At 71.1% G+C, this 20979-nt stretch carries 21 protein-coding genes; 16 read left to right on the top strand and 5 right to left on the bottom strand.

From position 1 onward, the window contains the following. Positions 1–57: 57 nt before the first annotated feature. From JF886_RS09565 to JF886_RS09510, 12 genes are all read left to right on the top strand, one after another. A complete protein-coding gene (locus JF886_RS09565; protein ID WP_337311869.1) occupies positions 58–948 on the top strand; it encodes a tetratricopeptide repeat protein in 891 nt (296 codons plus the stop codon). A 104-nt stretch (positions 949–1052) separates the two neighbouring features. Next, the gene (locus tag JF886_RS09560; protein WP_337311867.1) at positions 1053–1586 is read left to right on the top strand and encodes a tetratricopeptide repeat protein; all 534 of its coding nucleotides are present in this window, start codon (positions 1053–1055) and stop codon (positions 1584–1586) included. After that, positions 1559–3526 (top strand): glycoside hydrolase family 15 protein, encoded by a 1968-nt coding sequence (locus JF886_RS09555; protein ID WP_337311865.1) that lies wholly within the window; start codon positions 1559–1561, stop codon positions 3524–3526. Before JF886_RS09560 ends, JF886_RS09555 begins: the two co-directional genes overlap by 28 nt. A gap of 29 nt (positions 3527–3555) precedes the next feature. Beyond that, positions 3556–4581 carry an N-acetyl-gamma-glutamyl-phosphate reductase gene (gene argC / locus JF886_RS09550; protein ID WP_337311864.1) on the top strand — a complete coding sequence of 342 codons (1026 nt, stop codon included), beginning with the start codon at positions 3556–3558 and terminating at the stop codon, positions 4579–4581. Then, on the top strand, positions 4572–5804 hold the full coding sequence (gene argJ / locus JF886_RS09545; RefSeq protein WP_337311863.1) for a bifunctional glutamate N-acetyltransferase/amino-acid acetyltransferase ArgJ: 1233 nt from the start codon (positions 4572–4574) through the stop codon (positions 5802–5804). Before argC ends, argJ begins: the two co-directional genes overlap by 10 nt. A 25-nt stretch (positions 5805–5829) precedes the next feature. Then, positions 5830–6702, top strand: a complete 873-nt coding sequence (gene argB, locus JF886_RS09540) for an acetylglutamate kinase (RefSeq protein ID WP_337311980.1) — start codon at positions 5830–5832, stop codon at positions 6700–6702. Next, positions 6699–7904: an acetylornithine transaminase gene (locus JF886_RS09535; RefSeq protein ID WP_337311861.1), complete on the top strand. Its 1206-nt coding sequence runs from the start codon at positions 6699–6701 to the stop codon at positions 7902–7904. Before argB ends, JF886_RS09535 begins: the two co-directional genes overlap by 4 nt. Then, positions 7901–8401, top strand: coding sequence for an arginine repressor (locus tag JF886_RS09530; protein ID WP_337311859.1), 501 nt, complete (start codon positions 7901–7903; stop codon positions 8399–8401). The genes JF886_RS09535 and JF886_RS09530 overlap by 4 nt, the downstream gene beginning before the upstream one ends. Continuing rightward, complete coding sequence (locus JF886_RS09525) at positions 8398–9654, top strand: argininosuccinate synthase (protein ID WP_337311857.1); 1257 nt, start codon at positions 8398–8400, stop codon at positions 9652–9654. The genes JF886_RS09530 and JF886_RS09525 overlap by 4 nt, the downstream gene beginning before the upstream one ends. Next, entirely contained in the window at positions 9654–11228 is a 1575-nt protein-coding gene (argH, locus tag JF886_RS09520) for an argininosuccinate lyase (protein WP_337311855.1), read from the top strand. The genes JF886_RS09525 and argH overlap by 1 nt, the downstream gene beginning before the upstream one ends. A gap of 15 nt (positions 11229–11243) precedes the next feature. Beyond that, the gene (locus JF886_RS09515; RefSeq protein WP_337311853.1) at positions 11244–12014 is read left to right on the top strand and encodes a metallophosphoesterase; all 771 of its coding nucleotides are present in this window, start codon (positions 11244–11246) and stop codon (positions 12012–12014) included. An 8-nt stretch (positions 12015–12022) separates the two neighbouring features. Next, positions 12023–13456, top strand: a complete 1434-nt coding sequence (locus JF886_RS09510) for a phytoene desaturase family protein (RefSeq protein ID WP_337311851.1) — start codon at positions 12023–12025, stop codon at positions 13454–13456. A 3-nt stretch (positions 13457–13459) separates the two neighbouring features. Here the strand turns inward: JF886_RS09510 and JF886_RS09505 are convergent, their stop codons facing one another. Then, the gene (locus JF886_RS09505) at positions 13460–13831 is read right to left on the bottom strand and encodes a hypothetical protein (RefSeq protein WP_337311849.1); all 372 of its coding nucleotides are present in this window, start codon (positions 13829–13831) and stop codon (positions 13460–13462) included. A gap of 48 nt (positions 13832–13879) precedes the next feature. After that, positions 13880–14566, bottom strand: a complete 687-nt coding sequence (locus JF886_RS09500) for a TetR/AcrR family transcriptional regulator (RefSeq protein WP_337311847.1) — start codon at positions 14564–14566, stop codon at positions 13880–13882. A gap of 111 nt (positions 14567–14677) precedes the next feature. Here JF886_RS09500 and JF886_RS09495 point away from each other — a divergent pair, with 111 nt between their 5' ends. Further along, positions 14678–16123 carry a glycosyltransferase family 39 protein gene (locus tag JF886_RS09495; RefSeq protein ID WP_337311845.1) on the top strand — a complete coding sequence of 482 codons (1446 nt, stop codon included), beginning with the start codon at positions 14678–14680 and terminating at the stop codon, positions 16121–16123. Between the two features lie 5 nt (positions 16124–16128). On the opposite strand, the gene JF886_RS09490 is transcribed toward JF886_RS09495, so the two are convergent. From JF886_RS09490 to JF886_RS09480, 3 genes are all read right to left on the bottom strand, one after another. Beyond that, entirely contained in the window at positions 16129–16656 is a 528-nt protein-coding gene (locus tag JF886_RS09490) for a cyclic nucleotide-binding domain-containing protein (protein WP_337311843.1), read from the bottom strand. A gap of 148 nt (positions 16657–16804) precedes the next feature. Further along, positions 16805–17653, bottom strand: coding sequence for a DegV family protein (locus tag JF886_RS09485; protein ID WP_337311841.1), 849 nt, complete (start codon positions 17651–17653; stop codon positions 16805–16807). A gap of 13 nt (positions 17654–17666) precedes the next feature. Then, entirely contained in the window at positions 17667–18524 is an 858-nt protein-coding gene (locus tag JF886_RS09480; protein ID WP_337311838.1) for an ROK family protein, read from the bottom strand. Positions 18525–18577: 53 nt separating this feature from the next. On the opposite strand from JF886_RS09480, the gene JF886_RS09475 reads away from it, so the two are divergent. From JF886_RS09475 to JF886_RS09465, 3 genes are read left to right on the top strand one after another with little or no spacing between them, the layout of a single operon-like run. Then, entirely contained in the window at positions 18578–19345 is a 768-nt protein-coding gene (locus tag JF886_RS09475; protein ID WP_337311836.1) for a type III pantothenate kinase, read from the top strand. 39 nt (positions 19346–19384) lie between these two features. Continuing rightward, entirely contained in the window at positions 19385–20425 is a 1041-nt protein-coding gene (dusB, locus tag JF886_RS09470; RefSeq protein ID WP_337311834.1) for a tRNA dihydrouridine synthase DusB, read from the top strand. Beyond that, positions 20422–20715: a hypothetical protein gene (locus JF886_RS09465; protein WP_337311832.1), complete on the top strand. Its 294-nt coding sequence runs from the start codon at positions 20422–20424 to the stop codon at positions 20713–20715. The genes dusB and JF886_RS09465 overlap by 4 nt, the downstream gene beginning before the upstream one ends. The last annotated feature ends 264 nt before the right edge of the window (positions 20716–20979 follow it).

The following is a 20979-nucleotide window of genomic DNA, read 5'->3' as shown; positions in this document are numbered from 1 at the left end:
GCCGCACTGAGCCGGTATCATAGCGAACCGGTCTGGGGAGTTTTGGGGAGTTGGTGATTGGCTGATGCAGAGCACGTCAAGCCTCGCGGCTTGTACGTCGAAGAGGCGATCGCCGCGGCGCTTGAAAGTCGTTGGGCCGACGCGGTTGCAGTCAACGAGGCTCTCATCGAACGCCATGGCGCCGACGAGGAAACACACAACCGGCTCGGCAAGGCGAAGAGCGAGCTGGGCGACCTCAGCGAGGCGCTGCAGTCGTACCAGTCGTCCCTGGAGCTGAACCCTCTCAACCCGATCGCTCAGAAGCAGGTCCGCCGCATCGGCGCGCTCCTCGAGGCGCGTGCCCGCCCGGCCGCGGCGTCAGGAGCCATTGACGTGGACCTCTTCAGCGAGGAACCGGGCAAGAGCGCGCGCACCACCCTGACGCCCCCGCGGGGCGGCAACGCGGTGGGGGTTGCGGTGGCCCCGGGCGACACCGTCGAGCTGATCCCCTCGGGCACCCAGCTGCTCGCCGCGACGTCTCGGGGAGTGGCTCTCGGCGCAGTGGAATCGAAGTTGAGCCATCGGCTCCGGCCGCTCATGGAGACCGGCAACCGCTACTCAGCCGCCGTCGCGCGTGTCGAGGAGGAGCGCATCGAGCTGATCGTTCGGGAGATCTTCCAAGCCCCCGAGAACTCCAGGAAGTCGTCGTTCCCGGTCTCGCGGAACGCGCGCCGTGACGACTTCCGGCCCTACGCCAAGGACTCACTGCTGTCGGAGCGTGGTGTCGACGAGGAGGTCTTCGGAGACGGCGACGACGATGGAGCGCCGCCTGCGGGAGCCACCCCTGAGTCCGAGGAGCTGGTCGGGATGCAGGAGCTGGACGCGGAGTTCGAGCCTGCGACGGTGGCGGCGGCCGATGACGACGGTGACACGGACGACGAGGAGGGTCGTCCGGAGGACCAGTACTAGCCTTCTAGGCGGGCATGGAGGCGTCCTTGCATCGTCGTCGACCTCATCTGGCCGCCCTGGTGGCTGTCCGGTGCGGCGCGCGGCCGCGGCTACACTGCGGCGCAATGCCGTCCACTGGGAGCGCCGCGCCCGCCACCGGGGGCGCCCGGGCGAGGATCCCCACGACTGCAGAGCGACTGCGTCTGCCGCTCCACGACCGCAGCCAGTCGCGGCTTGCGGAGCGCTGGGGGTTCGACCTCAACGCCGCCGATGCGTCCGAGCGGGCCGAGGCGCTGCTCGCCCAGGCGCCGGCCGATCCCGACCGCCTGCTGCTGGCGGCGGCCGTCCGCTCCAGTCGCGGCGATGACCGCGGTGCCGTGGCGGCGGCACAGGCGGCGGTCGACGCCGATGACGGCTCGGCGCGCGCCCACACGACGCTGGCCACCCTGCTCGCCGGCGGCGATCCCGGCGCGGCGCAACGGCACGCCGCCCGTGCCGTCGAGCTCGCTCCCGACGATCCGATCGCCGTGTACAACCGGGGCCTGACCGCCTGGGCAGTCGGTGACCACAGGGGCGCGCGAGCGGACTTCGATCGGGTCGCCGGGCTGCTCGGACTGGCGCCTCTGCCCTGGTGGCAGCGCTGGCGGCGCACCCGGTGAGCACGGGCTTCGAACGGACCGGCGGCTACCTGCCGATTGCCGCATACGGACTCATCGGCGACTGCCGCAGCGCTGCCCTGGTCGGCGCCGACGGCAGCATCGACTGGCTGTGCCTACCGCGCTTCGACGACCCCTCGCTCTTCGGCCGCATCCTCGATGCTCGGCGCGGCGGCTTCTGGCAGATCTGCCCGGTCGACGAGTACCGGGTGGAGCAGCGCTATCGCGACCGCAACAACATCCTGGAGACGATCTTCTCGACCGCCAGCGGCACCGTGGTGCTGACCGACTTCATGCCGGTGGACGACGAAACCATCGAGCTCCACGCCCGTCCTCATCGCGAGCCGCGCGTTGTGCGCATTGCCGAATGCCTCTTCGGCACGGTGACGATGCGTCACCAGTTCAAGCCGGCTCCCGAGTACGCGAGCGTGCGGACACGCTTCCACGCCAGCGGCTTCCGCCTCCATGCCAACACCGCCGACCTCCACGTCTGCCTGCAATCGTCCGTGCCCCTCACCAGGGCGACGGAGCGGTGGCGGATGCGGGCAGGCGACGAGATCGCGGTGGCGCTGCGCAGCGACCGCAGAGGCACCTGCGTCAACGCGCACCGCGAATGGAGTGTCGAGCACGCCCGCGACCTTACCCGCATCACACAGGAGTTCTGGTGGCGGTGGATCGATCGCTGCAACTACCAGGGCCCGTACCAGAGACCGGTGGTGCGCTCAGCGCTGGCGCTGAAGCTGATGACCTACGCACCGACCGGCGCCATGGTGGCTGCGCCCACCACCAGCCTGCCGGAGGAGCTCGGCGGCGAGAGGAACTGGGACTACCGGTTCACGTGGCTGCGCGACGCCTCGTTCACGCTGTACGCGTTCTTCCAGGTGGGCATGGTCGAGGAGGCCAACGCCTTCTTCTCGTGGTTGATGCGCATCGGTCTCGGTCGCCGGGGTACTGACGTGGCCAACCTCTACACGCTGGACGGCGTGCCCCATGCAGACGAGCTGGAGCTCGAGCAGTTGAGCGGCTATCGTGACTCGGCACCGGTGCGCATCGGCAACGGTGCCATCAACCAGCTGCAGCTCGACATCTACGGTGAGCTGCTCGACAGCGCATACCTCTTCGCACGCTTCGGCGGCGGCATCAGCCGCAGCCTCTGGGACGAGCTGCGCGCCGTCGTCGACCTCGCCATCGATCGCTGGGAGCTGCCCGACGCCTCGATATGGGAGGTGCGCGGGCACGACTCTCACTACACGTACAGCAAGATGATGTGCTGGGTCGCCGTCGATCGCGGGCTGCGCATCGCCCGACGCTTCGGCCTTGCCCACGACGCCGCGCGCTGGCGCAAGGCACGCCGTGACATCCATCGCGCGGTGACTCAGCGCGGCTACTCGACCGGGCTCCGCAGCTTCACCCAGGTCCTGGACAGTGAGAACCTCGACGCCTCCCTCCTCCGCATGACCCAGGTGCGGTTTCTGCGCGACTCCGACCCGCGGCTGCTCAGCACCATCGAGGCGATCAGCGACCACCTCGGCGACGGTGTCCTGGTGCACCGCTACGACCTGGCCAACACCGAGGACGGCCTGGAGGGCGGCGAGGGCGGCTTCCTGCTCTGCTCGTTCTGGCTCGCCGACGCGCTCGCCCACGTCGGTCGTCTCGAGGACGCGCAGCGCTGGCTCGAGAAGCTGCTCGCGCTGGCGTCGCCGCTGGGGCTCTACGCGGAGGAGGCCGACAACCGAACCGGCGAGTTCCTCGGCAACTTCCCGCAGGCGTTCACCCACATGGCCCTGATCGGTGCCGCTGTCAACATCGAGCGCGCCCGCCACCGGACCCTTGGAGTCCGTGGCCTGCGCGGGGCGCGAACGGGGGGAGCAGCGGCGCCGCCGCGCAGGTCGCGCTCGGGCCGGCGCCCGGTCGCGCCTTGGCCCCGATCCCGGCCTGCATAAATATACATCGCGGGTCTACACTCGTCTCCGTGGCCTCCTCCCAGCGTCTTCGCGCCGCCGTGGCCGGCTGCACCGGGTACATCGGCATGCAGTGCGTCGCGCTGCTCGCTGCCCACCCGGGCGTCGAGGTGGTCCGGCTCCTCGGCCGCAGCTGGGCCGGCCGGCGATTCTCCGACGCCGTCCCGGGCAGCAGGGTCGACCTGCTGGTGAGCGACGGGCTGGATCCCGGCGCCGTCGATGTGGTCTTCGCGGCGCTTCCGCACACGGTGGCCGCCGCCCATGCCCAGCAATGGATCGACGGCGGCGTGGTGGTGGTGGACATGAGCGCGGACTTCCGCCTCGCCGACGCCGGCGAGTACCAGCGCTGGTATGGCACCGCGCACCCCGCACCGCAGCTCAGCGAGCGTGCGGTGTACGGCCTGGTGGAGCTGGCTCGCGAACGTCTCCGCACCGCCGACCTGATCGCCGCGCCCGGGTGCTATCCGACGGCCGCTCTGCTCGCCACCGTGCCGGCGCTGCGCGCCGGGCTCGTCGAGCCGCGTGTCATCGTCGACGCCAAGAGTGGCGTCAGCGGCGCGGGCCGATCGCCGTCGCTGGGGGTGCACTTCGCGGAGGTCAACGAGTCGGTCCGCGCCTACGGCGTCGACGGCCACCGCCACGGTGGCGAGATCCTCGGCCGCCTGCGGTTGGAGGCCGACGCAGAGGTGTCGCTCACCTTCGTCCCCCACCTGGTGCCGATGACCCGCGGCATCCTCGCCACGGTGTACCTGCAGCCCCGGTTCGGGGTTGGCCACGACGCCATCAGCGGCGTGTATCGCGAGTTCTGCGACGCGCAACCATGTCTGCGCTACGACGAGAGGCCGCCGCCGACCAAGAGCGTGCTCGGCAGCAACGTCGCCGCCGTCAACTGCACCCCGCAGGGCGACACGATGGTGGTCACAGTGGCCATCGACAACCTCGTCAAGGGCGCCGCCGGCCAGGGAGTGCAGGCGATGAACGTGCGATTCGATCTGCCCGAGACCAGCGGCCTCGCCACGGCTTCGCCATGGCCGTGAGCAGCCCGCTGCCCGCGCAGCGGTCCGGCGTGTGCGCGCCGCTCGGGTTCCGCGCGTCCGCGGCCGCCGCCGACATCCGGGGCACCGGTGACCGCGAGCGCCTCGACGTGGCGCTCATCGTCAGCGACGGTCCCTGCACCGCCGCCGGCGTCTTCACCCGCAACCTGGTCAAGGCCGCGCCGGTGGTGATCAGCCAGCTCACCTTGCGCCGCAACGGCCCGATCCGCGCCATCGTCGTCAACAGCGGCAACGCCAACGCGTGCACCGGCCCGCGGGGATTTCGCGACGCGCTGCGCATGGCCACCGCGGCGGCCGACAGCTGCAACGCCGACCCTTCGGAGGTGCTGGTCTGCAGCACCGGGGTGATCGGCCGGCCCCTGCCCACCGACCGCGTCGCCGCCGGCGTGCGCGACGCCGCGGCTGCGCTGAGCACCACCGGTGGCGACTGGGCGGCGCAGGCGATCATGACCACCGACACCGTGCCCAAGACCGCCGTCGCCAACGCGCTGGTCGGCGCTCGCCTGTGCACCGTCGGCGGCATGGCCAAGGGCGCCGGGATGATCCACCCGGACATGGCCACGCTGCTCGCCTTCCTCACCACCGACGCCGCCGTCGAGCGCGACGCCCTGCAGGGCGTTCTCACCGACGTGTGCTCGCGCACGTTCAACTGCCTCAGCATCGACGGGGACACGTCGACTAACGACACTTTGCTGCTGCTCGCCAACGGGCAGGCAGGCGGCCCCACCCTGGCCGCAGGATCGGCTCAGCTCGCTGCGCTCAGCGCGGCGGTGGAGGAGGTGTGCACCTCCTTGGTGGAGCAGCTCGCCGCCGACGCCGAGGGCGGCACCAAGGCGATCTGCGTCGCGGTCCGGGGGGCGGAGAGCGACGAGCAGGCTCGCGCCGCCGCCCGCACTGTGGTGCTCAGCCCGCTCGTCAAGTGCGCCGTGAACGGTGCCGATCCCAACTGGGGACGGATCGTCGCCGCGCTCGGGCGCAGCGGTGCCAGCTTCGCGCTCGACCGCAGCCACGTCTCCATCGGCGGCATCGAGGTCTTCGGCGCCGGCCAGCCGGTTCCTGTCAACCTCGACGCGGTTCGCGCCGCCTTCACGCGACCCCGCATCGACATCGACATCGAGCTCGGCGCCGGTGAGGGCAGCGCGCGCGCCTGGGGCTGCGATCTCTCCGCCGAATACGTCCGGATCAACGCCGACTACACGACATGAGGTCCACGCTGTGAGCATCGAGAGGATGGACGAGCGACTCCGGCGCGCGCACACGCTCATCGACGCCCTTCCCTACATCCGCCGCTTCAGCGGCCACACCATGGTGATCAAGCTCGGCGGTGCCGCCGCCGCCGGTGCCGACATCGACGCCGTGCTCCAGGACATCGTGCTGCTTCGCTTCGTGGGCATGAGGCCGGTCCTCGTGCACGGCGGCGGGCCCGAGATCAGCAGCCTGCAGGAGCGCATGGGCATGACGCCGCGCTTCGTCAACGGGTTGCGCGTGACCGACGAGGCCACCATGGAGGTGGTGAAGATGGTGCTCACCGGCAAGGTGGGCCCCGACCTTGTGTCGCGGATCCATCGCCTCGGCGGCAGCGCCATCGGGCTCTCCGGCGAGGACGGACCGACCCTGCTGGTGCGTCCGGCGCGCAGCGAATCCGGGGAGGACCTCGGCCGCGTCGGCGAGGTGGACCACGTCAACGTCGAGCCCATCCTGTCGATCCTCGACCAGGGCCGGATCCCTGTGGTCGCCTCCATCGGGCTCGGCTACGACGGCGAGGGATACAACGTCAACGCCGACACGGTGGCTGCGGAGCTGGCGGTCGCCCTTCGTGCCACCAAGCTCATCCTGCTCACCGACGTGGACGGCGTTCACGATCGGGACGGAACCCTACTGAGCGAGCTCGACCGCGAGCGCGCCACCGCGCTCGCCGCCGATGGGGTCATCACCGGCGGGATGCTGCCCAAGGTCAAGGCCGCCCTCCGCGCGCTCGACGGTGTCGAGGCGACGCATATCATCGACGGGCGCGTGCCCCACGCGCTTCTCCTCGAGTTGCTCACCCCCGAAGGGGTCGGCACCATGTTCGGCCCCGGGGTGGTGGCGGTGGACGACCGGTGAGCTCGCTCGACGTGCTCCGCGATCGCGCCGACGCCGCGCTCATGCACACTTATGCACGCCAGCCGCTGGAGATCGTCTCCGCGCACGGCGCCTGGGTGCGCGACGCCGACGGGCGCGAGCTCATCGACCTCGTCGGCGGGATCGGGGTCAACGTGCTCGGCCATTCCCACCCGGCGGTCACACGCGCGCTGACCGAGCAGGCCACTGTCCTGATCCACACCAGCAACCTCTACTACACCGCGCCGCAGGTCGAGCTCGCCGAACGGCTCATCGCCACCGCGTTCGAGGGCCGCGTCTTCCTCTGCAACAGCGGTGCCGAGGCCAACGAGGCGGCCATCAAGCTGGCCCGTAAGTGGGGACGGCGGCACCGCGGTGGCGCCACCGGCATCGTCGCGCTGACGGGTGCATTCCACGGACGAACGCTCGGCGCCCTCGCCGCCACCGGGAACAAGCGGTACCGCGAGCCGTTCGAGCCGCTGCCCGCCGGGTTCGTCCACGTCGACGCCAACCTCGATGCGATCAGCGCCACCGTCGACGACGGCATCGCCGCCGTCCTCCTCGAGCCTATCCAGGGTGAGAGCGGCGTGGTTCCCGTGGAGGACGACCTCGTCGCCAGGGTGAGGGCGCTCTGCGACGAGCGCGACCTGCTCTTCATGGTCGACGAGGTGCAGAGTGGCATGGGCCGTACCGGCCGGTGGTGGGCGCACCAGCACGCGGGCGTGGTGCCCGACGTCATGACCGTCGCCAAGGGGCTCGGCGGCGGCGTCCCGGTCGCCGCGGTGCTCGCGTCGCCGCGCGCCGACGTTCTCGAGCCCGGCGACCACGGCACCACGTTCGGGGGCAACCCGCTGGCGTCGGCGGCGGCGTGCGCAGTGCTGCGGACGATCGAGGAGGAGCACCTGGTGGAGCGGGCCGCGCGCATCGGCGAGTACCTGCGCGAGTCGCTGCTGTCGCTGCGCGCCGACGGCGTTCCCGTGGCCGCGGTGCGCGGTCGCGGCCTCATGCTCGCCGTGGTCCTCGAGGAACCCGTGGCGTCGCGCGCGGGGCGAGCGGCGCTCGACTGCGGCGTGATCGTCAACGCCATTGGTGACAGCGTGCTGCGCCTCCTGCCCGCCCTGACCATCTCGGAGGCCGAGATCGACGAGGGGCTGCGCCGTTTGCGCGAGGCGTTCGCCATCGCGCGCACAGAGGGCGGCGCATGACCGGCGTGGCCGGACGCGTCGCCGGCAACGGTGCCGCCAAGCGCTCCCGCCAGCGTGCCATTCTGGAGCTCGTGCGCACGCGCACCATCCGCACCCAGGAGGAGCTGGTCACCGCGCTGGCGGGGCGGCACCTCGACGTCACCCAGGCGACGGTCAGCCGCGACATCCGCGAGCTGGGACTGCTTCGCGTGCCCGGCGAGGGCGGCTCACGCTACGCGCAGACCGGCGCCGAGGTGGACGAGCGTGCCGCCCGGCAGCGGCTGCACAACGCACTCGTCGAGCACACCCACGGGATCGAGTTCATCGACCTGCTCGGCATCGTGCATGCCCAGCCCGGCAGCGCATCGCTCGTGGCCGTCGCCATCGACAGCGCGCGTTTCGACGAGCTCGCCGGCACCGTCGCAGGCGACGACACCGTGCTGCTGATCGCGCGCTCGCGGCCGGCGGCACAGCGCCTGCTGGCCACGCTGCGCACCATCAGCGAGGGGGTGGAGTGAGCGCGCCGCGCCGCTGCGTGCTGGCCTACAGCGGGGGGCTCGACACCTCTGTGGCGGTGCGCTGGCTGCGCGAGCAGCTGGGCTACGAGGTGGTGACCCTGACCGCCGATCTCGGCGGCGACGGTCGCGACGCCGCCGATATCACTGCGCGGGCGCTGCGCGCCGGCGCGGTTGCTGCGCACGTCGTCGACGCCCGCCGCGTGTTCGTCGAGCACTTCGTCTTTCCCACCCTTTCCGCCGGCGCTCTGTACGAGGGTGTTTATCCGCTGGCGACCGCGCTGGCGCGCCCGCTGATCGCCAAGCTTCTCGTCGAGGTGGCGCGCGAGGAGGGCGCGGTGGCGGTTGCGCACGGCTGCACGGGAAAGGGCAACGACCAGGTCCGCTTCGACGTGGCCACCGCGGCGCTGGCACCCGAGCTTGAGGTGGTCGCGCCGGTCCGTGACTGGGACATGGGTCGCAGCGACGAGATCGCCTACGCGGCCGCGCACGGCATCGACGTCCCCGCGACGTTCGAGTCGCCGTTCAGCGTCGACGCCAACCTGTGGGGACGAAGTGTCGAGTGCGGCCCGCTCGAGGACCCCTGGAGGGAACCACCGGAGGAGGTCTTCGCGTGGACCGCGAACCCGGCCACGTGCGATTCCGCCGGTGAGGAGCTGACCATCGGCTTCGCGCTCGGCATCCCGGTACGCGTCGACGGCGAGTCACTCGCGGCAGAGGAGCTCGTGCTGGGCCTCAACACGATCGCCGGGCGCAACGGCGTGGGCCGCATCGACCACGTGGAGAACCGGCTGGTCGGCATCAAGTCGCGAGAGGTGTACGAGGCACCCGCCGCGGTGCTGCTGCACGCGGCGCACGCCGCCCTGGAGACCGTCGCCCTTCCGCGCGACGTTGCTCATCTCAAGCGCCAGCTCAGCGGTGAATGGGCACGCCTGGTGTACGACGGCCTCTGGTTCGGTGGGCTGCGCAACGCGCTCGCCGCCTTCGTCGCCTCGACGCAGGAGCACGTCACCGGCGACGTCAGGGTTCGCTGCGCGCGCGGCGTGGTCACGGTGACCGGCAGGCGGGCGCTACGTTCGCTGTACAGCACCTCATTGGCGACGTACGACCGCACCGACGACGTGTTCGACCACGCCGCCGCACGTGGCTTCATCGAGCTCTTCGGTCTCTCGCTGCGCACCCAGGCGCGCGTGCAGGGAGCGCTCGAGGACCTGGCCCCGCTGTCGCTGCCGCGACAGGTTCGGCGGGCACGCTGATGGCTCGCGGCATCCGCATCGTCGGGGCCGGCGCAGGTGCCGACGCCACGCCCCCGCCCTCGACGGCGGCGAAAATGTGGTCGGGGCGGCTCGGCTCAAGCACCTCGCGGCGCGTCGAGGAGTACACGATCGGCATCGCCGTCGACCGCCGCCTCTACGCCGAGGACCTGGACACCTCCCTCGCCCACCTGCACATGCTGCGCAGCGTCGGTTTGGTGAGCGCCCCCGACGCTCGAACCATCGAAACGGGCCTGCGCGAGATTCGCCGCGAGTTCGACCGCAACGAGTTCGTCATCGAGCCCGGCGATGAGGACATCCACGCCGCCATCGAGCGCCGCCTGTTCGGCATCGCCGGCGAGGTGGCGGGGCGGCTGCACACCGGGCGCAGCCGCAACGACCAGGTGGTCACCGACCTGCGCCTCTACGCCAAGCGCATCTGTCGCGAGCTGATGCTGTTCATCGCCACCCTGCAGGAGGCGTTCGCCCGCCGCGCCCAGCAGAATCGTGCCACGGTGATGCCGGGGTACACCCACGGGCAGCGCGCCCAGGTGGTCTCCCTCGCGCACCACCTACTCGCCTACGTGGAGATGTTGCAGCGCGACGTCGGCCGCCTCGAGGACGTGCACGACCGCTGCGACGTGCTCCCGCTGGGCAGTGGTGCGCTAGCCGGCACCACGCTCCCGCTGGATCGTCGTGCGGTGGCCGAGGAGCTGAGCTTCGCGAGCATCAGCGCCAACAGCCTCGACGCCGTCTCCGACCGCGACTTCGTCGTCGAGCTGACCGCGGCGTGCGCGCTGATCATGGTGCACCTGTCCCGGTTCGCCGAGGAGGTCGTGCTCTGGACGTCGAGCGAGTACAACTTCGCCGAGCTGCCCGACAGCCACGCCACCGGCTCGTCGCTGATGCCGCAGAAGAAGAACCCCGACGTCCTCGAGCTCGTCCGCGGGCGCACCGCCCGCACCATCGCCGACCTCTCCGCCGTTCTGATCCTTCTCAAGGGACTGCCGCTCGCCTACAACCGCGACCTGCAGGAGGACAAGACGGCGCTGTTCGACGCTGTCGACACCACCATGACGAGCCTGGCGGCGGTGACCGACGTCGTGCGCGTGCTGCGCTTCAAGCGCCGGGAGATGCGCGAGGCCGCGTCCGACCCAGGCCTTCTCGCCACCGACGTCGCCGAGTACCTGGTGGTGCGCGGCATGCCCTTTCGCGCCGCGCATCAGCTGGTGGGCGCTGCGGTCCGGCGAACCGTCGACGAGGGTCGCACGCTTCGCGACATCTCGGCCGCGGAGTGGCGCGAGATGACCGAGCTCGCGCAGGACGACATCGTCGACCTCTTCGACGTCGATACCGCACTGCGCCGCCGCGAGCTCCCCGGCGCGCCGGGCCCGCGAATGGTCTCGCGCCAGCTGGTCCGCGCCGCCACCCTGGTCGCCAAGACCCGCCGGGTGGTGACCGTCCTGGCGCGCCAGCCGGTCGCCGCCAAGGAGGTGGGCGCCGCGGTCGGAACCGCCGCCACGGCCGGCCGTGAGCCGGCGCGTCGCAGCCCCCGCCGGGAGAAGTCGAAGGGTTGACGCTATCCTCGATGGATGAGCCGTCCCCTTCTCATCGTCGGAGATGTCCAGGGGGACGTCGAACGCCTCGAGGACGCGCTGCAGCCGTACCCCGAGGACGACGTCGACACGATGTTCCTCGGCGACTTCTTCCAGGGCGGCCGGCCGGGTCGCGGCGGCGGCGCGGCTGCCGCGCGACTGGCCCGATCACGACGCAACAGCCGCTCGGTGCTCGGCAACCACGACCTCTTCCTGCTCGCCGTGCTGGAGCGCCGCCGCGGCGTGGAGCCCCCCGAGCCCTGGCGACTCCGCGACCCCGCCGAGCTTGAGGCGCTGTGGCTGCACCGCAGAGGTGACTGGGCGGACCTCGAGGAGGTCTCCGCCGATCCCGACCTCGAGGCATGGCTGCGCAACCAGCCGTTCCTGATCCTGCTTGCCGACGGCACGCTGGTGCAGCACACAGACGACGACCTGTACGCCGACTTCGGCGCGACCGTCGACGACGTCAACGACACGGCGCGGGCCTGGCTGGCAACGCCGGGCGGCGTGTTCACCGCGGTGCGAACGCTCTTCGGACGGCGCGCGTTCCTGGAACGCCGGCGACTCGATGTGTACCTCGAGCACTTCGGCGCTCGCCGGCTCGTGCACGGTCACACCCCGCATTGGGAGGACGCGCCGAGCGTCGACCATGATGGTCGGCTCTGGGGCTTCGACGGCCGCTTCTCGCGGTACTGGAACCGCGAGGAGGGCGAGCTCTTCGGGCCCATCAGCGCCACTGTCGGGCTGCTGCCCGCGCTGGAACGCTGAACCGTGTCGTGACCACCCGGTATGACGCGGTCGTCGTCGGCGCCGGACCGAACGGACTCGCCGCCGCCATCACCCTGGCCGAGCAAGGGTTTTCTGTCCACGTCGTCGAGGCGTCGGACGATGTCGGGGGCGCCTGCCGCACCGCCGAGCTGACCCTTCCCGGGTTTCATCACGACGTCGGCGCCGCGGTGCTGACCTTCGGCACCTCATCACGATTCTTCCGCGACCTTGCGGGCGCGGACGGCGTCGAGTTCGTGCACTCGCCGGCGGTGCTGGCGCATCCGCTCGACGGCGACGACGCGGTGGTCCTCGAGCGGTCGGTCGGCGACACCGCCGCCGGCCTGGGACGGGATGAGACCAGCTATCGGCGTGCCTTCACGCGGCTCACAGAACACGCGCCCGACCTTCTCGACCAGTTCCTCGGCCCGCTGCGACCGCCACGCCACCCCTTGATTGTGGGCGCCTTTGGCGCTCCCGCCTTGCTGCCCGCGTCGCTGCTGGCGCGCAGCCTGTTTCGCGGGGACCGCGCGCGTGCCCTGTTCGCCGGCATGTCCGGGCACTCCATGATGTCGTTGAACAGCCCTGCCAGCGCCAGCATCGGCCTGGTGCTGGGCATGGTCGGGCACTCGGTCGGCTGGCCGGTGGTTCGCGGCGGCTCGGGCAATGTCTCCGTCGCTCTGGCCGACCGTGTGCGGTCGCTGGGCGGCACCATCGAGACGGGCCGTCGCGTCACCTCGCTGCGCCAGCTGCCGCCATCCCGCGTTCAGCTGCTTGACCTGGTGCCGCGCAGCATCGAGGCGATCTGCGTCGACGCGCTCCCGCCTCGGTACCGCCGGCGTCTGCGCCGCTACCGCTACGGTCCCGGTCTCTTCAAGCTCGACTGGGCGCTGGCCGCGCCCATCCCATGGCGCGATGAGCGGTGCGCACGCGCCGCTACCGTGCACCTCGGTGGCAGCCTCGACGAGGTGGTCGGCTCAGAGAGCACGGTGGCGGGCGGCGGTCACCCCGAGCGGCCCTTCGTGATCCTTGTGCAACCGTCCTTGTTCGATGCTTCGCGCGCGCCCGGCGGCGGTCACACGGCGTGGGCGTACGGTCATGTGCCCAATGGTTCGCGCGTCGACATGACCACCAGGATCGAGGCCCAGGTGGAGCGCTTCGCCCCGGGTTTCCGCGACCGCGTGATCGGCCGGCACACCATGGACACGGCCGCCCTCGAGGCGTACGACGCCAACCTCGTCGGCGGCGACATCAACGGTGGCCTGTTCAGCCTCGGCCAGATGTTCACGCGCCCAGCTCCCCGAGTCGATCCGTACAGCACACCCAACCCGCGCGTCTTCATCTGCAGCGCCGCCACTCCGCCGGGCGGTGGCGTGCACGGCATGTGCGGCTGGTGGGCGGCGCAGTCGGCGCTGCGCGCTCTGCGCAAGCCGAGCGCACCCTAGCGCTCAGTCGACGTCCTCGCCGTCCTCCTCCGGGCCGCCGTGCAACCGCGCCGTGCCCTCTTCGACCTCGAAGCGCGTCTCGCACGCCGGACATTCGACGAGGGAGGCGAGCGGGTCGTCTTCGGGGGGCAGCATGCGCATGCCGCACGACGGGCAGGTGAGGGTGACCACCCGCTCATCGCGGTTGCGGCGCATCTCGCGGGCGGCCGCGGCAACGTCGACGGCGACGCTCTGACAGACGGCGCACACGTACGTCGCGCGAGTGCCGTCATGACCCGCGTACCGGCCGGTGCGATCGACGAACAGCGGCGCGTTGAGCGCCTCGAACCGCCCCTCGGGACAGTTGTTGGGACAGGCGAGATGACCCGGTGACATGCCCAGATGGTGGCAGGCGGGACCCATGTCCACGCCTGCGCGCAACGGCTACTCCGCGGCGGCCAGCGTCCCGGCGCGATCGAGGAGCGCGCGCATCCGCGCCACCGGCGGGTCCATCCCCGCGTTCACGTACGCGGTCACCACAAGGGAGAGCAGCATCGCCTTCAGCGCCCCGTACACGGCCAGGGGGCTGGCGTCGCGAACCAGCCCGGCGAGCGCGATGCCGTCGATGGCGCCCCCGATCGCCTCGGCAAGGTCGCGGGGTGGGACGCTGCCGGGCGCGGGCAGCTTGGCAAGCACCTGGCGGACCTCCGCCTCGATGTCGTCGACGAAGCGCGTCCACAGCTCCGCGCAGCGCTCGCGGATGGCGGGGTTGTTGAGGCCGACCACGTAGAGGTCGAACAGGAGCCGGAAGAACTCGGGGTGTTCGGAGGCGCGCACTGCGGTGTGGTCGAGGGCGGCGACGATGCGCTCCAGCGGGTCGTCGATGCCGTCGACGGCCGACTGCCAGTCGGAGACCATCTCGCGCTCCAGGTCGTGCACCACCGCGACGAGCAGCTCCTCCTTCGAGGTGAAGTAATAGTGGACCAGCCCCGGCGCTACCCCGGCTTCGAGCGCGATTTGCTTGATCGAGCTGTCCGAATACCCCATGCGGCCGAGAACCCTGGCCGCGGCCCGGATGATCTCGCCGCGGCGGCCCGGTTCCTCGCCGGGCTGGAGCACGACAGCCGCCATCCCACCAACCTCCTCAATCTGTTGAACGCCCATCCAATCCTAGTCCCTGCCGGCTTGCACCGCCTCCGCACGATCGCGACGCCGGCCCGTGGTGCTCATACTCGGCGACCGATGCCCAGCCGGTTGGCCGGCTACGCCGGCCAGGTTACGCTGATCACGCTGTTCGGCCTGGCCGGGCGCCTCCTTTTCCTGGGCCACCAGCCGCTGTGGCGTGACGAGGCATTCACCGCCGTGGTGGTGCAGCGCCCGCTCGGGCAGATGCTCGACGCCGTGCGGTCGGACTCGGCCCCCCCACTCGCCTACCTCCTCGATCACGCCGTGTCGGCACTGTGGTCGGGACCGACCGCGCTCCGCCTGGTTGCCGCGCTTGCCGGTGCCGCGGCCATCCCGCTCGGCGCCGCCCTGGGCCGGCGCGTCGCCCGCGAACGCGGCGGCATCGTCACGGCGATCCTCTGCGCGATCACCCCGGCGCTGGTGCTCAGCGCCCGCGATGCGCGGATGTACGCGCTGGTGACCACGCTGGTGATGGCTTCGACCCTGCTGGTGTGGCGCGCCGTGGAGCGCCCGTCGCTCGTGCGCTGGGCGGCGTATGCGGCGGTCACGGTCCTGGCCCTGTACACGCAGTACTTCGCGGTGTTCGCGGTGGCCGCGCAGGTCGTCGCGGTGCTCGTGGTGTTGCGCGCCGGGTGGCGCACCGCGCGCAGCGCTTGTCTGGCCGGTGGTGTGGCCTTCCTCACCCTGCTGCCATGGCTGGTCGTGGCCCGCGTCCAGTTCGCCCACGTCGGCGACGCCTTTTGGGTGACACGCCTGGGCTTTCTCTCGGTTGTCGGCGTCTTCCTGCCGTTCTTCTCCGGCCCGCCCGTCGACCCCTGGATCCCCGCCAAGGTGAGCCTGCTGGCGCTGCAGGGATTCGCTGCCGGCGCGGGCGTGCTCATCGGCTGCGCCTGGCTCGTCTTCTGCCATCGCCAGCTCTCTCCCGAGGGCCGGCGTGCGGCGCTGTTCCTGGTAGCGTGCGGGGCCGGGGCGGTGCTGATGATGATGGTGCTCAGCGCCTGGAAGCCGGTGCTCGACGGGCGCTACGCGAGCGTGGTGTGGGGCCCGCTGTTCGCAGTGGTGGGTGGCGGCTTCGCGTTGATCCGCGTCCGCGGCCTGCTCGTGGTCTGCCTGTGCGCCATCGCTGCCGCGTCGGTCGGCTTGAGCATCGCGGACGACCATCCCGACACACCATCGGCCGTCGCCTTCCTGCAGGCGCGGGTCACAGCGCACGACCTCGTCGACGCCACGCCGAGCCAGTACCTGCTGCTCGCCTACTACGAGGACGCGTTCGTGCGCGCGCGCACGCACGTGGTGGCGACCAATGTGGCCTGGTACTGGGGCACCGCGGCGTACGCGCCCACCACCGTGGTCACCACGCCACCGCCCGATGTCGTCAACGCGGGCGGGACGATCTACCGCGTGTACCGCTCATCGGAGAGCGGGGGTTCGATCCCGGCCGGATACTCCGCACGCTCGACGCGCTGCTGGGTCGACGTCTGCGTCACCGCATACCGGCGCTGACGCGGTCAAGCGCTGGCAAGCTCGGCGGCCGGGGGCTGGCGGCGACCGGACACGTTGCGGAAGCGTCCAATCACGGCACGGATCAGGTTGATGCCGACCTGAGGGTGGTCGAGGATCAGCTGTTCGAGCTTGCCGTTGGGCAGCACCAAGCAGTGCGGCGGCGCCTCGGCGCGCACAGAGGCTGACCGCACCCCATCCCCAAGGATCGCGATCTCGCCGAAGAAATCCCCGGGTCCCAGCGTGGCCACGCGCCAGCCGTCCACCAGCACGGCGGCCGTGCCCGTGACCACCACGAAGAAGTCGCTGCCGCGTGGACCCTCGATGACGATGCGGCGGCCGCTCGGGAAGCGAACGTCGTCGAACTCGGTCAGGGCACTGGCCACCTCGCGCTCGGCGCAGCCGTCGAACAGCGGCGCTCCGGCGAGCGCGGCGGCCAGGTCGACTGTGCGCCAGGCGACGGGGACCCACTCCGAAGTCGACGACATCATTTCTTCGGACCGGTTGTTTCTGGCTTTGCGGGTTCTCATCTTCATCGGGAACACCTCCTGGTTCCTGTCTGCCGAGAGTTTAGTTGGTCAACCGACCAATAGGCAACTCGGACGTACATTCGCTTCCAAAGATGCGGCTCGCGCAAGGATCTCCGCAGGGCGCGAGGGAGGCGTCCCCGGGCCGGGGCAGCGGTCAGATGGGGCGGTGGAAGGCCACGCCGATGGCGCCCGGGCCGCCGTGGCACCCGATCACCGGGCCCACGTCGATGAGCTCGGCGTGCTCGCCGGCGGCCTCGCCGGCTCGGCGCGCGACCTCCGCCCCCATCTCGCGCTGGTCGGCGTGGGCCACCATCACCCGGGCGTGGCCGCCCCATTCGGCGGCCGACCGGCCCACCTCTTCGACCAGGCGGTCGAGCGCCCTCGGGAAGGTGCGAACCCTGTCCAGGGGCTCGACGGTGCCGTCGCGCACCTCGAGGATCGGCTTGATGTTGAGAACCGAGCCGAGGAGCGCGCGGGCCCCGCCGATCCGCCCACCCCGGCGCAGGTACTCCAGGCTCTCCACGGTGAAGACGAGCCGCATCGAGGCGGCGACCTCGGCGGCTACCTGTTCGAGCTCGCCGGCGTCGGCACCGCCCGCGGCAGCCGCGACCACCGCGTTGACCAGCATGCGGTGGCCGGGGCCCACCGTACGGGTGTCGAAAACGTGGACGTGGAGGCCCGGGAGCGCCTCAGTGGCCTGGACGGCAGCGCTGTACGTGCCGCTCATCGCCGCCGAGATGGTGGAGCAGAAGATGGCGCTGCCGTTCCCGCCGAGCTCGCTGAACACGACTTCGAACTCTGCCGGGGTCGGCTGCGAGGTACGTGGCACCACCGAGGAGTGGCGCATCCGCGAGTACAGGGTGGCCGCGTCGATGTCCCGCCCGTCGGCGAAGACCTCCTCGCCGATGATCACCTTGAGCGGGATGATGCGCAGCCCGATGCGTTCCGCATCCGCCGGCGGGAGGTCGCAGGTGCTGTCGGCGGCGAGGTGAACCGAGCTCACTGCGCAAGGGTAGCTAGTGCGGCGGCGCTTGCTCGGATGGACGCAGGAGCAGCAGAGCGCCGGCAAGGTTGCGGTCCTCGCCGAGCTCAGCGACCCGAATTACGGGCGCGTCCTGCAGCTTGAGTTGGCGCTCGACGGTGGCCAGGATGGCCGGCTCGATCCGCGGCCAGCGCGAGCTCGCCACACCACCACCGAAGACGACGCGATCGCAGGCCAGCAGAGCGGTCGCGTTGACCGCCGCCAGGCCCAGCCATTCACCGACCTCGTCCCACACCGCCTGGTCCTCGATCTCCTCGCCGCGTCGGCCGAACCGGCGGGCGATGGCGCGGCCGCTGGCGATGGCCTCGAGGCAGCCGACCCCGCCGCACTCGCAGGGCGGCCCGCCCGCGGGCCGCGGCCAGAGCACCTGGTGACCACCCTCGGTGTCCTGCCCGCCGGTCTCCAGCCTGCCGCCGCGGACCACGCCACTGCCGATCCCGGTCGACACGGTGTAGTAGACGAGCGTCGTCGCTCCGCGCCCAGCACCGAGGTGCGCCTCGGCGAGGGCGGCGCAGTTGGCGTCGTTCTCGAGGCGCACCGCGCAGCCAAACCGCTCGCTCAACCCGGCAGCAAGCTCGAGGCCGTGCCAAGCCACTGACAGCCCCGGAGGCTTGAGAAGCGCGCCGCGGTTGCGGTCGAGCGGACCGGGCACGGCAGCGGCGATCGCCTCCAGTCGTTGGCCGTCACGCACCTCGTCGAGCATCTGCGCGAGCACCGCGATCACGTCTCCGTCGCGGGGAGTCGCTCGCCGTACAGGCGTCTCGATCGCGTCGTCTCCGGCGGCGACAGCGGCAAGAAGCTTGGTGCCGCCAACGTCAATCAGCCCGATCATGCGAGGCAACGTTAGTGGAGTGCCCCGTCGCCTTTGCGATACCGTCCGCAGCCATGCTGCTAGCGGTCGACGTCGGCAACACCAACGTCGTCGTCGGCGTCTTCGATGGAGACCGCCTGGTCGCGGACTTCCGGCTGCACACCAACGAGCGCTCGACGGGCGACGAGCTCGGGCTCGATGCCACCGACCTGCTGCGCCGCCGCGGCATCGAGATTGGCGACATCGACGCCGTCGCCGTCGCCAATGTCGTCCCCCCGCTGGCGCGTTCGGTCGAGGAGATGTCGCGGGTGTACTTCGGCTGCACGCCGCTGGTGGTGGGGCCCGGCATCCGCACCGGGGTCAGCATCAAGTACGAGGATCCTCGCCTGGTCGGAGCCGACCGCATCGCCAACGCGCTCGCCGGCCGTCACCTCTACGGCGCTCCGGCGATCCTGCTCGACTTCGGCACCGCCACCACGTTCGACGCCATCTCCGCAGCCGGGGATTACCTGGGCGGGGCGATGGCCCCGGGGATCCTGATCAGCCTCGAGGCCCTGGTGAGCCGGGCATCCAAGCTCAACCGCGTGGAGCTGGCCGCCCCCACCTCGGTCATCGGGCGCAGCCCCGCGGCCTCGATGCAGTCCGGCTTCGTGTACGGCTACGTCGGGCTCGTCCAGGGGATCGTGGCGCGGATGCGCGAGGAGATTGGCGCCAAGGCGCGGGTCATCGCCACCGGCGGCCTCGCCGAACTGTTCGCACCGCTGATCCCGGAGATCGAGGCGGTGGATCCGCACCTGACCCTGGTCGGCCTGCGCCTCATCCACGAGCTCAACGCCGACTGAACGGGCGCGCCAACGCACTGCCCGTAAGATCAGACGACCATGGCTCTCGCCGCTCCCGTTCGTCCAGCACTGCGCGTCGGCTCCCTGGAACTGAGCTCCCCGGTGCTGATCGCGCCGATGGTGGGGATCACAGACGCCCCCTGCCGCGAGCTCGCCGTCGAGCTCGGCGCCGGGCTCGTGTGCACGGAGATGGTCGCCTCAGAAGCGGTGGTGCGCAGCCAGGAGGCCAGCCTGCAGCTGCTCGACTTCCCCGCCGGCGTGGCGCCTGCCGGCGCGCAGCTGGTCGGCTGCGACCCGGCGGTGATGGCGGCGGCCGCCCAGGTGTGCGTCGAGCGTGGCGCGGTCACCGTCGACGTCAACCTCGGCTGCCCGGTGAAGAAGGTGGTCGGTCGCGGCAGCGGCGCCGCCCTGGCGCGCGACGTGCGCGCCACCGCCGCCGTGCTCCGCGCCATGGTGGACGCCGTCGATGTCCCGGTCACGGCCAAGATGCGACTCGGCTGGGACGCCCAGACCATCAACGCGCCCGAGCTGGCCCGCGCTCTCGCCGACGTCGGGGTCACCGCCATCACGGTGCACGGACGGACCCGCTGCCAGGGCTACGCCGGTGAGGCCGACTGGCTCGAGATCGCCCGCGTCAAGGACGCCGTCGACATCCCGGTGATCGGCAGCGGCGACGTCGAGGACTTGCGCCTGATCGAGCGCCGCATCCGCAGCGGCGTCGTCGACGGGGTGGTCATCGCCCGCGGCATGCTCGGCAACTTCTGGCTCGTCCGTCAGGCCAGCCACCTCCTCGCCACCGGCGAGCTCCTCGACGACCTCGACTTCGCCGCGCGCATCGCGCTGTGCCGGCGCCATCTCGGCATGCTGGTTGCCTATCACGGCCCGCAGCGCGCGCTGCGCATCGGCCGCAAGTACGTCGCCTGGTCGATCAAGGGCTGCAACGGCGCGGCGCGGCTGCGCGCCATGGTCCAGGACCTCGACAGCCTCGACATGCTCGACACCATCTTCGAGCGCGCGGTTGTCGCCGGCCTCGGCCCGCAGGGTTGGTACCGCCCCGTGTTTACCAGCGGAGAAGGGTGAGCGACTCCCGCCTCGGTGCTCCGGTGGAGCTCCCCTGGTGGGTCATCCCGCTGGGCCTCCCACCGCTGGTCGCGGTGGTCCTCGGCGCACTGCTGTCCGCACCGCTGTGGGCGCACCTGCTTGTGCTGGCCACGTCGGTCGCGTTGCTGGCAGTGCTCCTGACGGTCGCCACGCGCATCGCCAACCGCAACATGCAGAGCGTGTGGATGAGCGCGGCGTACGCAGTCTGGGTGTTCGCAGCAGTGCTGTGGGTCGTCGCGGTGGCGTCGTCTGGCTGCAACTGCGCATAGCACCCGGATCGCATCAAAGCCAGGGGGATGGGGACATCGCTCCGGTCGCTGGTGCTCGCGGGCGCTTCGGAGCCCGTGGACTTCGCCCACGCGGTCTCCTCGCTGCTGCGCAATGCTCTCTCCGCGACGTCCCCCACCCCTTCAGGTAATGCAGACGAACCAGCACCACAAGAAGCAAGCGCGCGGGATGCAAGAACCAGAAAACAGCCACGACACAGGCCAGATGCGGACCATGGCCCTAACAAGTACCGTCGGCGCGCCGCG

This window comes from Candidatus Aeolococcus gillhamiae, from assembly GCF_016464765.1.
In the GTDB taxonomy this organism is placed as follows: Bacteria; Chloroflexota; Dormibacteria; order Aeolococcales; family Aeolococcaceae; genus Aeolococcus; species Aeolococcus gillhamiae.
This window is presented reverse-complemented; position numbering and strand designations above follow the sequence as displayed.